General features: G+C 66.8%; 9 protein-coding genes and 1 pseudogene. 6 read left to right on the top strand and 4 right to left on the bottom strand.

Features of this window, described 5'->3' with window-relative positions; translation table 11 throughout:
* A pseudogene (locus TSH20_RS25705) lies at positions 1-185 on the top strand (glycosyltransferase); the annotation flags it as partial.
* A 3-nt stretch (positions 186-188) separates the two neighbouring features.
* Here TSH20_RS25705 and TSH20_RS25700 read toward each other — a convergent pair.
* Positions 189-995, bottom strand: a complete 807-nt coding sequence (locus tag TSH20_RS25700) for an FkbM family methyltransferase (RefSeq protein ID WP_109156643.1) — start codon at positions 993-995, stop codon at positions 189-191.
* 372 nt (positions 996-1,367) lie between these two features.
* On the opposite strand from TSH20_RS25700, the gene TSH20_RS25695 reads away from it, so the two are divergent.
* Positions 1,368-2,780: a tetratricopeptide repeat protein gene (locus TSH20_RS25695; RefSeq protein ID WP_199232027.1), complete on the top strand. Its 1,413-nt coding sequence runs from the start codon at positions 1,368-1,370 to the stop codon at positions 2,778-2,780.
* A gap of 13 nt (positions 2,781-2,793) precedes the next feature.
* Here the strand turns inward: TSH20_RS25695 and TSH20_RS25690 are convergent, their stop codons facing one another.
* A complete protein-coding gene (locus TSH20_RS25690) occupies positions 2,794-4,803 on the bottom strand; it encodes a hypothetical protein (protein WP_109156642.1) in 2,010 nt (669 codons plus the stop codon).
* A 233-nt stretch (positions 4,804-5,036) separates the two neighbouring features.
* Between TSH20_RS25690 and TSH20_RS25685 the strand changes: the two genes are divergently transcribed.
* Complete coding sequence (locus TSH20_RS25685) at positions 5,037-5,714, top strand: ParA family protein (RefSeq protein ID WP_109156641.1); 678 nt, start codon at positions 5,037-5,039, stop codon at positions 5,712-5,714.
* Between the two features lie 134 nt (positions 5,715-5,848).
* Here the strand turns inward: TSH20_RS25685 and TSH20_RS25680 are convergent, their stop codons facing one another.
* Positions 5,849-6,814, bottom strand: coding sequence for a LysR family transcriptional regulator (locus tag TSH20_RS25680; protein WP_109156640.1), 966 nt, complete (start codon positions 6,812-6,814; stop codon positions 5,849-5,851).
* A 96-nt stretch (positions 6,815-6,910) separates the two neighbouring features.
* Here TSH20_RS25680 and TSH20_RS25675 point away from each other — a divergent pair, with 96 nt between their 5' ends.
* The 3 genes from TSH20_RS25675 (at position 6,911) to TSH20_RS25665 (ending at position 10,644) form a co-directional block, all read left to right on the top strand.
* A complete protein-coding gene (locus tag TSH20_RS25675) occupies positions 6,911-7,690 on the top strand; it encodes an NAD(P)H-dependent oxidoreductase (protein ID WP_109156639.1) in 780 nt (259 codons plus the stop codon).
* A gap of 992 nt (positions 7,691-8,682) precedes the next feature.
* Positions 8,683-9,102 (top strand): hypothetical protein, encoded by a 420-nt coding sequence (locus TSH20_RS25670; protein WP_109156638.1) that lies wholly within the window; start codon positions 8,683-8,685, stop codon positions 9,100-9,102.
* A gap of 129 nt (positions 9,103-9,231) precedes the next feature.
* Positions 9,232-10,644, top strand: coding sequence for a tetratricopeptide repeat protein (locus TSH20_RS25665; RefSeq protein ID WP_109156637.1), 1,413 nt, complete (start codon positions 9,232-9,234; stop codon positions 10,642-10,644).
* Positions 10,645-10,768: 124 nt separating this feature from the next.
* Here the strand turns inward: TSH20_RS25665 and TSH20_RS25660 are convergent, their stop codons facing one another.
* The gene (locus TSH20_RS25660) at positions 10,769-12,241 is read right to left on the bottom strand and encodes a hypothetical protein (RefSeq protein WP_146205401.1); all 1,473 of its coding nucleotides are present in this window, start codon (positions 12,239-12,241) and stop codon (positions 10,769-10,771) included.
* Positions 12,242-12,293 lie beyond the last annotated feature (52 nt).

Here is a 12,293-nt window from a genome sequence, read left to right as displayed (position 1 = left end):
CCGGCGCCCTCGGCGTCCCCGTCTGGGTGCTCGTTCCCTTCGCCCCCGACTGGCGCTGGATGCTCGACCGCGACGACACCCCCTGGTATCCGACCATGCGCCTGTTCCGGCAGGACCGGCCCGGCTCCTGGGACACCGCCATGGACCGGCTGGAGCGCGCCCTGCGCGAGCGCGCTGCGGGATAAGGATCAGAGGGGGGCGTAGGGGCCGTCGCGGTGGACCATCACCAGATCGACCTGCCACATCCGCTCGTCTTCGGGGCGGTACAGGGGATCGACGATGTCCCAGACCTGGAAGCCGTAAGGCGCCATGGCGTCGATGATGCGAGGCAGCCGCGCGTCCTCGCCCACCACCGTCGCCTCGACCACGAAGACGCTGGCCGGTTCCATCAGAGTGGCGGCGCCGGCCAGCACCTCCAGCTCCAGACCGTCGACATCGATCTTGACCAGCAGGGGCCGGGCATAGCCACGCCCGGCGCACAGCCCATCAAGCGAGACGGTCGGCACCTCGCGCAGGCTGCGCAGCGCATGGTCCGGCTCCACCCGATGGTCCGCCGCGACGACGGAGGAATAGAGCCGGTCGTCGGACACCGCCAGCCGGCTGGTGCCGTCCTGCCGCGCGACAGCGGCGATGTGGTATTCGGCGCTGCGCAGCTCCGCGCACAGCCGTTGCAGCGCCGGTTCGTTCTCCACCACCGGCTCGATCAGCACATGGTGGGCGTCGGGAAAGACCTCATAGAGCGGTGGGGTGCCGGTTTGGGCTCCGACATCGATCACCGTCGCGGGGCGGAAGCCCCGGCCACGCAGCAGGGCCAGCGTCTTGTGCTTGCTCTGGCGGACCATCGTCCTCTGGGACCGGATCAGTCCCAACAGCGTCGCCGCCATCGGGTGGCCCGGGCTGGCGCGCAGGATGACTTGGTAGAACTCCGCCGCCCGCTCCAGGTCGCCGGACAGATGGACGTCGAAGGCGATCTTCAGGCCGTCGGCGATGCTCACGGTTCCACGCTCCCGGCCACTGCTCCCACGCCGTCGCTCCGACGGTGCACATATAAAAGTGCCACGCCGGAGCGACCGGCGTGGCACAGTTTCGGCTGGAACCCTTTCCCGGGTCCATACAAACATTTGATGGTATTGCGCGAGCTGTTCAAGCGCGTTCTCCCCGAACGGCCATGTTTCGGCTTGGCACCGCCTTAATATTTCCGCAGGACGGTTGCAGACCCGCATTTGGGGCATCGGCCATCCCCCGGCATGCAGCATCCGGGACCGGCAAACCGCGACTCGGAAGGAACGAGGCAGGGATCACCGGCGGCTTGTCAGGAACAGGGTGTCATGGGATGAAACCGGCCCCAGCCTGCGAGGACGATCCCGATGCCCCCCGTCCCACCCCCCACCGCGCCCAACATTGCCGCATTCGCCGATCTGCAGGCGGCCCACGACGCCGAACGGACGGGCGGGCACGAGGCCGTCATGGCGCTCTACCGCCGGGTTCTGGAGCGTGGCGGCGATGCCGAAGCGGCGGCGGCGCATGATGCGCTCGCCAGGATTCTGGTCGGCCACGACATGGCGGAGGCGGCCGGCCATGCGCTCGCCTCCTGGCGGCTGACGCCCGCCGACCCGACCCGGCGCTCCAACCTGTGGCAGCTGCTGACCCATCTGGGCGAAGCCGGCGACGTCGCCCGCTTCCAGGGCCGCGACGACTGCGTCGGGCTGGTGGGGCTGGGCAATGCGCTGCGCCGCGACGGCCAGGGATTGCGCGCCGAGCGCGCCTACCGCCGGGCATTGGATCTCCATCCCGAGGTGTCCTTCACGCTGAGCCGGCTGGCCTGCCTGTGCGCGGAGCAACACCGGCTGGAGGAGGCCGACGCCCTGTTCCTCCAGGCGGCGGATCGCCATGGCGGACGCGATGCCGTCACCCGCACCGCCCCAGCCTTCCTTGCCTCCCTGCGCGAGGGGCAGCATGCCGCCGGCATCCGCGCCACGCTTGCCGAAGGAAGGGCAAGCGCCGACCGGCCGCTGGTGGTCTACGCATCCTGCGACGCGGTCTATGCCCGCAAGTTCCTGCCGACCATGGTGCGGTCGATCGTCGAGGACAGCGGCCTGGACTGCGCCATCGCCCTGCACCTGATCAACCCGGACGCGGAGGCCGAGGCGACGGTGGCGTCCCTGGCCGCCGCCCATGGCGCCGGGCGCTTCATCGTCCTGCGCGAGACCATCGACCTGACGCCACTGGGTGCTGACGCCAAGACCTATTACGCCTGCAGCCGCTTCCTGGTGCTGCCCGACCTGCTGGCCCGCTGGCAGCGGCCGGTGCTGATGCTGGACGTCGATTTGCTGGCGATCCGCGACCTGAACCCGCTGCTGGCGACCTCCGCCCGGTCGGATTTGGGCATGATGAGCCATGCGCTGAAGCGGCTGGACATCTGGAGCCTGCTCTACGCCGACGTGCTGCACATCCGGCCAACCGCCGGGGCGCTGCGCTTCCTCGACCTGACCCGGCGCTACATCCGCCATTTCCTGGACCGCGGCATGCCGGTCTGGTTCCTCGACCAGGCCGCGCTCGCCGCCGTTCATCTGGCCGGCTTCACGGCGGAGGCGGCGCCGCGCCTGACCGTCTATCCGGCCGACATCCACAGCAGCACGGTGATGGTCGACGGCGAGGGACACTACTGGACCGACGACAGCGCTTATTTCTATTCGGTCCGCGCCACCGGCGGCGGCCAGCATGCGGTGCACCGGCTGAAGCGCCGGGCCGGCACCACCGCCGACGTCAAGCAGGGGTGAAGCAGGGCTGGCCTTACCGGATCCAGCCCATGGACCGGAAGCGGTCGAGGTTGTCGCGCACCAGCCGGGGATGGCGGTCGACCGGCACGATCTCGTACTCCTCGCGGGCACCGGGCGCGCCTTCGGGAATGGCGCTGCCGCCGTCGAGGAAGCTGGCGACCCCGGCCATGCTGCGCTCGCCGAAGGACTGCGCATGCTCCTGGTGGGCGTAGGCGTTCAGCTTGGCGGCGAAGCGCTTCAGATCGCCCATCCAGCTGAAATGCCAGCCGGCGTCGCGGATGAGATGGCCGATGTCCTGCTTGGCGAGATAGCGAACGGCATTGGGGCCGGTCTGCCGGATGAAGCGGAACGGAGCAACCCCGGCGGCGCGCCAGTTGCGGGCGAAGCGGTAGTTCAGCCGGTAGAAGAACAGGTCGAGTTCGGTGGTGAAGACGGTGTCGAAGGCCGGTCCGCCGCCGCGCAGCCGTTCCACCACCTCGCGCCGCAGGATCTCGTCGACGTCGGAGACGATCACCATGTCCTCGTCGCGGCAGCCGTCCAGCCCGCGCAGGATGGCGTCGCGCTGGTAGGCTTCCCGCTGCCAGGAGAAGGTGCCGACCAACTCGTCCACCACCACGTAACGAACCTTGTCCATATAGGGCCGTAACCGCTCATGATGGTCGCCGAAGGTCAGCGCCTTGGGTTCGCCGGAATGGGTGTGGGCCGCCTCCACCACCACGAAGCGCTCGACCACGTCGTAGAGTTCGGCCATCCGGATTTCCAGGATCTCGGCCTCGTTGAAGAAGGTACAGCAGTCGAAGATCCGCCGGGATGCCGGTTCCGCCGGGACGGTCGGCGCCCCTTCGGCAAAGGGGTTGCCGGAAAGGGGAAGAACGGGGTTGCGGCCCAACGCCGCCGCATAGCCGACGAGCGCGCGCAGGCCGAGCAGGGTGGTCCAGCGTTGCGTGCGGGTCCAATTGTCGATGCCGGGCGCCTCCAGCAGACGCTCCATCGTTGCCGACAGGGTGTCGAAGGAGGCGCGCGCCGCCGCCTGCCCGGCCATGTCGTAGACATAGGCGTAGGCGAAGCTCTTCAGGCTCTCCAGCAGTTCCTCGATCACGAGATACTGCTGCGCCTGCGCCTTGCGTTCCAGCCCGACCGGGCTGTTCCACAGGTCGAAGCCCTGCCTGTGGGCCTCGAAGGCCTCGCGGTAGCGCTGCCGTTCCTGGAGCAGCGCTCCCAGCCAGTGCAGGGCGGCGGCCGCTGCCTGCCGGCGCACCTCCGCCCGGCCCGCGTCCCCCCAGCCTTCCGCGTGAAGCGCCATCGTCCGGCAGCGGGCCAGAGCCTCCGCCTGGCCGGGCGGGCACAGCCGGTCGAGCGCGCCCAGAAGAGGACCGGTGGTCAGCCCCCGAACCAGCCGATCGCCGAGGGCGCGGAGGCCCGCCTGCAGAGCGGTGTCGCGCAGTTGGCCGGCCTGTTCCGTCGCCGGGGCGAGCAGCAGTCCCCGGGCGATCGACAGGGCCGCCGCCGCCCCGTCGCCGTCGGTGCCGCGTTCGAGCTGTCCGGCGAGCAGAAGTGCCTGTGGGGTCGCCGGATCAAGGGCCAGCAGCAGACGGCAGGCACGCCGGGCATCGTCGTTGCGCCCGGCATTCGCATCCTCCGCGGCACGCCGAAGCATCATGGCGACCAGGGCGTCGCGGTTGGCGCAAAGCGGGTCGCGCGGCGCCCCATGGTCGGCGAGAAGGGCGAAGCACCAGGCCGCCAGCCCGAGCCGGCCGTCGCGGTAGGCCTCGTTCCCCTTCGCGAAGACGCCGGTCAGCACCGCCTTCGACAGGGCGGCCGCATCGGCGTTCGCCGGGTCGCGCTCCAGGATGCGCCGCAGCCCTTCGATGGCGTGCCACGCACGCCCCGCTTCGGCATCGGCACGGGCTTGGGAAAGACGGGGATCGGTCATGCGGTGGGTCCTGAAGAAGAAACGGGGGAAGGGACCGGGCAGCGACCGGACGGTGGCGGTGTCGGCGGACAGCACGCCGGCGACGCCCACGACAGTCGGGTGCCTATGCCATGATGACGCCGGAACTGGCAAGCGTGGGAGAGGTTGGTTGCCGGAGAGATCGGCCGCCGAAACCCAGGCACCATGAGAACTCATAGTGTCATGATTTCATGCTTCTTCTTCATGACGTGAAACCACTTCCCTCTTTCCTGATCTTGCGTGTAAATCCGCACAGCTCCCGCTCGGGACAGCATTTCCCATCCCCTGCTACCGGGAACCACCGCATGGCTCGGATCATCAGTTTCGCCTCCACCAAGGGCGGCGTCGGCAAGACCAGTCTGGTCATGGCGCTCACCTCCGAACTGCGCCGGCGCGAGGCGAGCGTGCTGCTGCTCGATTGCGATCCCAATCGGCATCTGGCCGAATGGGCGCGGCGGCGCAACGATGCCGGCGTGCGGGTGCTGGACGAGATCACGGAGTCGAACGTCCGCCAGACGGTGCAGGAGCATGCGCCCGGCTTCGACTACACGCTGATCGACCTTGCCGGCTTCGGCAACCTGACCATGCTCTACGCCTTCTCGGTCAGCGACGGCGTGCTGATCCCGACCCAGCAGTCCTTCATGGACGTGAAGGAGACGGTGCGCACCTTCAAGGTGGTGGCGGATTCTGTCGGCGTGCTGAAGCACACCCCGGCCTCCAGCGTGGTGATTGTCCGCACCCAGGCGGCCATCGAATCCCGCGTCGACCGCCACGCCCGCGGCTTGCTGGACGAACACGGTGTCCCCGCCTTCCGCACCGAACTGATCGAGCGCTCGCTCCTGAAAGAGATGACCTACACCGGCCACGGCCCGGGCGAGGTCAACCCTGACAGCAACGCCGATCTGAATGTCCGCGCCCTGACCGACGAGTTCGTCGCCTTCCTGGAGGCATCTCCGGCCAACCCGCTGATCCCACGGGGGTGAGGCAGGCCGGGAGGCTCACCGTCGGACATCATGAAGATAAAAATCAGATTATGTTATCACCTCATGATTTTATGAAATGACTTCAGATTGCCCGAGCTGCCGGCAGACGCTGACCGGATGCGGCAAACGCCCTGTTACGTCGGGGGATCACCTCCAGCGGCCGAACGCCGCGCTCCCACCGGGCCACGATCGATGCCGGGGATATTCGGCACTTCCGCAGCCAGGAACTCCACCAGCACCCTGACCCGGGCAATGTCCGCCCGCTCCGGCACAATGAGCATGTTGAGAGGCATGGGCGGCGGCGCATAGTCCGGCAGGACCGGTTCGAGCCGCCCTTGGGAGAGCAGGTCGTCGACCAGCCAAAGATGCGTCGGGCCGATGCCACGGCCGGCAAGATAGGCCTCCCGCGCGGCAAGACCGTGATCGACCCGAAGCCTTCCATCGAAAGGAACGGCATGGGTTTCGCCGTCCGGCCCCTCCAGCGTGAGCACGTCGCTTCCGGCGACGTTCGACATCCGGATGCCTTCGAGGCCGGCCAGATCCCCGGGCGTCACCGGCCGTCCATGCCGCGCCAGATAGTCGGGCGAGCCGACGAGGATGCGCCTGCTCATACCGAGAGCCCGCAACCTCATGGAACTGTCGGCAAGCGGTCCGAGACGAACGGCAATGTCCACGCCTTCGCGCACCAGGTCGATCCGTTCGTCCGTCAGGCTGAGATCGACGGTGACCCGGGGATGGCGGTCCTGAAAAGCGAAGATCAGCCGACTGATGTACCGGACACCGAGCGCCGCCGTGCAGGATATGCGAACCGTGCCCACCGATGCGCCACGTGCGCTGCGCGCTTCGTCGCCGGCCTGTTCGACGAGGCGCAAAATCTGGATGGCATTGGCGTAGTAGCGGCGACCTTCCTCCGTCAGCATGACACGTCGCGTCGTGCGGCTGAGCAGCGCCACGCCCAAGGCCTCCTCAAGCTCGCGCAGATGCCGGGTGACACTCGACTGTCCGGTATTCGTCTCCCGCGCGACGGCCGAGAGGTTCCCCCGCTCCGCGACGCGGACGAAGGTGCGCATGCGGTCGAGCGTTACGTCCGATCTATCCATTTCCCGGCATTATCCTATCCATACCCCGCCTATACCGGAATAACAGGCTGGCGCCTAGCTTGGGAGAAAGCCATCCCCGACACGCAGGTCCCTGCTATGAACGTGCTCATCGTCTATGCCCATCCGGACCCCCGCTCGCTCAACGCTTCCCTGCGCGATGTCGCTGTCGGGGAACTGAAGGCGCAAGGTCATTCGGTCGAGTTGTCGGACCTCTACGCCATGGGCTGGAAGGCCCAGGTGGATCGTACCGACTTTCCCACACTCGATCCCGACACGCGCCTCAGGGTCGCCGCGGCATCCAGCGATGCTTTCGCGGCCGATGCGCTGACGGATGACGTGAAGGCTGAGCAGGAGAAGCTGCTGTGGGCTGACGCGCTGATCCTTCAATTTCCGCTCTGGTGGTTCTCCATGCCGGCGATTCTCAAAGGCTGGATCGATCGCGTCTATGCGTACGGCTTCGCCTATGGTGTCGGCGAGCACAGCGACCACCGCTGGGGCGACCGCTATGGAGAAGGCACGTTCAGCGGCAAGCGTGCCATGCTGATCGTCACGACAGGCGGCTGGGAACAGCATTACGCGCCGCGCGGCATCAATGGCCCGATCGACGATCTTCTGTTCCCAATCAACCACGGCATCCTGCACTATCCCGGCTACGATGTGCTGCCGTCCTTCGTCACCTACAGGGTGGACCGTCTCGACGAAGCCGGCTTCGAGCGGGCGGCCGAGACCTTGCGTGAGCGGATGCGGACGCTCGAAACCACCCAACCGATCCCGTTCCGCCGGCAGAATGGCGGCGATTATCTGATCCCCAGCCTTGAGCTTCGCCCCGGACGGGAAGCGGCCGGCGTTTCCGGCTTTTCCTTGCATCTGATGTGAGAGGGGTATCGAGAAAATGGGCTCAACCGCCCGCAATCTTGGCAAGCAGTCCAGGCGAAGCCCCTCTGCCGTGTTCAGCAGCGACGCCAAGGTCGGTGTGACGTGGAGGATCCGGATGAGGGTGCGCCGCCTTGCCGGCCGTCCTCCGGCGGCGTTGAAAAGGCGGATGGAACCCTCTAACCGCTCTCGGTCGATTGAAACCCGCTTCAGATCCTTGGCCACTGCGTGACATCCATGTCCCGCCACCTGCCGACATTCTTTGCAGGACCCGACCGCCCGTCCGGCGCAGGCCACCAGGGACCATCAGCGGCCCGGCGCCCGGTCGGGCAGGCACTGGGGCTGATTGGTATCAAAATATCATTTCATGATTTTTAGTCATGTAAATACAACAGAGTGGTAGATCATCAGATCATGACATTAAAGCAAGGCGGTCTTCCTCCGCCGATGCCCGTCGTCGCTTGACACATCAAGTCACAATTCAGGGAGGCGGCACCGGATCAATGAGCATCGTCATGTCATGATTTACGGAGAGTCCCGTCCTTTTGTTCGGACGTGGCTTCAATTGCGACAGACCCTTCGCACGCTCAATGCGCAAGCACTGCAGCGCTCTCATTTTGACGAAGGCCACCCTCTCAATATTTCATGATTTTTCTTCATGCCATTATTCCATGCCTGTGCTCTCGCTCCAATCCGGCATCGGTGATGCTTCCGTTCCGCATGAGTGGAGTGGGGCCAACTCCACTGCCGCACCGAATGCCATCCCTGCCATCCGCAGAAGGTGGCTCGGCCCACACCATTTCTCATTTTTCTATTTCATGTCTTTATTTAATGCCATTTACCCCCCCCTGTGTTTCCCGCGCCACGCCCCCCGGCTTTCCGTCATGGCGCAGGCCACGCCCGCCACATGTCGCGAAGACAGGACAGCAAGTCATGATATTGCTTCATGGCTTATCCAGCCGGCCCAAGCCGGTGCCGTCCTGACCGGAGTGCCCATGTCGACCGACAGCCCCGCCAAGCCCCCCCTGAAGCCTGCGGCCAAGCCGGCTCGTCCTCCCTTGGGCGGGATCGGGATCGGCGGACTGGGAGCGAATGATGTCGATCCGATCCGCCAATATGGATTGAGCAAGGGCTTCCTGCCGACCGAGACGGAACCGCCCGCGGCTCCCCAGAGCACCATCCCCCAACCCGCCACCCAGCCGGCACCGCAACCCCAGCTGGCACCGGTCCCCACCATCGTCCGTCCGGCGCCGACCCGGCCGTGGCAGGCGATGCTGCCGGATTATCTGGTGGAGGAGCTGCGCCAGGCCGCCGCACGCGAAGGCACCGCCCAGAAGGTGATCGTGCTGAAGGCCCTGCGGCAGGCCGGCTTCCGGATCGACGACATCGACCTGCAGGATCTGCGACGGCGCTGAGCCCGCCCCAAGAAGCGCACAAGCACGGCCGAAGGGACGGTTTGACTCTCCAGAAGGAGCCGTCTATGCCCTAGACCCGCGCTCTGCTCCTGCTCCAAACCGACTGCAGACCACCAGCGACGACGAGAGATGAAGGCAAACATCACCCAGGCCGCCCCGGCGCCATCCTCCCCGGCAGCCTCGCCCCTTCAGGCCTCGCACCGTCCGGCGCCGCCCGCTCAGGCGCCAGCCCAGGCCGCCTCCCACGGCCTCAGCATCGACATGCTGGAACGGATGCTGGAGCAGCAGCCCAACGACCCCAATGTGTGGAGCGCGCTGGGCGCCCTGCTGCGGCAGGCCGGCAAGCCGGAGGCGGCAATCGCCTGCCAGCGGCGCGCGCTGGAGATCGATCAGCGCCATGTCGGCGCCTGGACCAATCTCGGCAACGTGCTGGGTGATGTGGAACGCTATGACGAGGCCATCGCCGCACAGGAGCATGCGGTGGTGCTGTCGGGCGGGAGCGCCAACCTGCTGTCCAACCTGGTGGTGGCGCTGCGGCATGGTTGCCGCTTCGACCGCGCGCTGGAGGTCCTGGAGGCCGCCCTGGGTGCCCGGCCCGGCGACGCCGGCTTGCTGTGGGACCGCGCCCTGACGCTGCTGCAGGTCGGCCGCTATGCCGAAGGATTCCGCGATTACGACTCCCGCCTGTCGCTGCCCAGCTACCAGAACCGCATCGCCGACGGGCCGATGTGGGACGGCGGGCCGCTCAATGGCAAGACCATTCTGCTGACCACTGAACAGGGCTTCGGCGACGTGCTGCTGACCGCGCGCTATGTGCCGATGGTCAAGGCGCGCGGCGGCCGGGTCCTGCTGGAGTGCCATCCGGAGCTGCAGCGGTTGCTGTCCGGGCTGGAGGGCATCGACGGTTTCGTGCGCGCCGGCACCGCCTATCCGGCCTACGACGTCCAGTGCCCGTTGATGAGCCTGCCGCACCGGCTGGGCACAACCATCGAGACGGTGCCGCCGCCCACCCGCCTGACCGTTCCGGCCGAAGCGCGCGAGAAGGCCGCACGGCTGGTGCCCGGCCATGACGGCACGATCAAGGTCGGCATCATCTGGTCCGGCCGTGTCACCTTCAAGGACAACGCGCGCCGTGCCACCACGCTCAGCCGCTTCCTGCGCTTCCTCGACGTGCCGAAGGTGCGGCTCTACAGCATCCAAAAAGGCCCGCCGGAGGCGGAGCTGGAAACGCTGGGCACCTCGACCCTCATCACGCCGCTGGGACCGCACTTCACCGACTTCGCCGACACCGCGGCTGTGCTGGAACGGCTCGACCTGGTGATCATGACCGACAGCTCGGTGGCGCATCTGGCCGGCTCGCTCGGCCGGCCGGTGTGGAACCTGCTGCAGTTCATGCCCTATTGGGTTTATGGCGATAAGGGCGACACCACGCCTTGGTATCCATCGATGCGCCTGTTCCGCCAGACCACGCCCGGTGACTGGGACAGCGTGTTCGCCGCCGCCGGGCAGGCCTTGCGTCAGGTGGTTGCGCTCAGGACCTGAGAACAGGCGCCAGCCCCCTCTCAGGGCCACCCGTGCGCTCACCGGCCACAAGGACGGTACGGACGGTTCCTTTTTGCGCATCGAGGCCGGCGGTTTTCCGCCCATGCCCGAAGGCTCGCCGCTCTCACTGCGCTCCGCCCATAGCCCCCAATGCCTTGCCCACCTCACCCAACACGCCCTCCCAATCTCCGGGGATGGCTTGGCGGAAGAGCCTGAGACGCGGGTACCAAGGGGTTGTGGCACCAGCCACCCCCCAGAACCACGCCGGCATGAACGGCAGCAATACCCAGCCTGGAATGCCCAGTCCACCGGCAATGTGAGCTGTGGTGTTGTCGATGGTGATGACCAGATCCATCGCCGCCACCAAGGCCGCAAAGCCGTCCAGATCGCTGGACGGATCAATGCTGGTTTCGTGAAAAAGACCAGCAAAGCGCCGTTCCTGGTCGTCAACACCATATTGCAGGCTGATGAGGCGCGCCCCAGCTGCCGCCAAACCTGGAGCGAGAGCCCCTGCGAGCTGCTCCAGACCAAGCGAGCGCTCTTCACTGGCAACCGAGCGCCAAGAGAGGCCAATGCGCAGCCGGGCATCGCGGTGGCGTGCCCGCAAGGTGGCGACCCGTTGCGGATCAGCGACCAGGTAAGGCTGTTGGCGGGCAAAGGCCTCCGGGGTGCGTCGCAGATAGCGCGGCAAATCACTGGCCGGGACTTGTGCCACACTGTCGTCCACTGGTGCAGGCATCACATTGGCAGACGACCTGGCAGCTTTCGCCACCACCTCGGTTCCAGGCAAAGAGCGCCGCAACAAGGGGACGAGGCGGGGGTCGCACACAAGACGGCAGGCGATGCCGGCCTCGGCCAAGTCCGGGACAAGACTGGCAAACAAGATTTCATCCCCGACCCCTGGTTGCCCCACCACCAGCAACCGTCCGGCCGCTATGGCAGCCCCCGACCAGCGCGGCAGGTCATCCCCCACCCCTGGCGGCGCACTGGTCTGCCAGCGGGCTGCCAGATCATCCCATCCGCCGGCCATCTCGCCCAACAAAAGCCGGGCCACCCCACGGTTGACCTGCAATCCGGAATTGTCCGACTCAAGCTGCAGAGCCCGGTCGTACAGGGCAATCCCACCCTGTGGCCTGCCCTGATGCACCCGCGCATTGGCGACAAGCGCATAGCCTTGGACCGAGTCAGGCGCCAGAACGATCACCCTACCGCCATGCCGCTCCACATCAGACAGCCGCCCCTGCGCCATCGCCACCAGGGCGCTGTTGAGCACGGCTTCCACCGCATCGGGTGCGAGGCGGCGCCCGCGCGCCAAAGACAGCTCGGCAGCCTCCTGACATCCCTGGGCGTGCAAGACAGCGCCGCGATTGATGTGCGCCATCGCCAGATCAGGCACGAGCAAGGCAACCATCCGGAATGCCGCCTCGGCTTGCCTCAAGGCGCCTTGCCGGTACAAGAGCATCCCAAGCTGGAAAGCGACCTGCGCCCTCAGCGGGTCACAGCGCAGCGCCACTCCATAGGCCGTAACTGCGCCAGCCTCCTCGCCCTGGTCCGCCAGCAGTGTGCAACGACAATTTCGATGTCCGGCGGACGTCAATTACCTTGTCCTGCCGAAATTGGATCGGTCAGTCGTAGCGCAAGAGTGCCGC

This window comes from Azospirillum sp. TSH20, assembly GCF_003115935.1.
Classification (GTDB): domain Bacteria; phylum Pseudomonadota; class Alphaproteobacteria; order Azospirillales; family Azospirillaceae; genus Azospirillum.
This window is presented reverse-complemented; position numbering and strand designations above follow the sequence as displayed.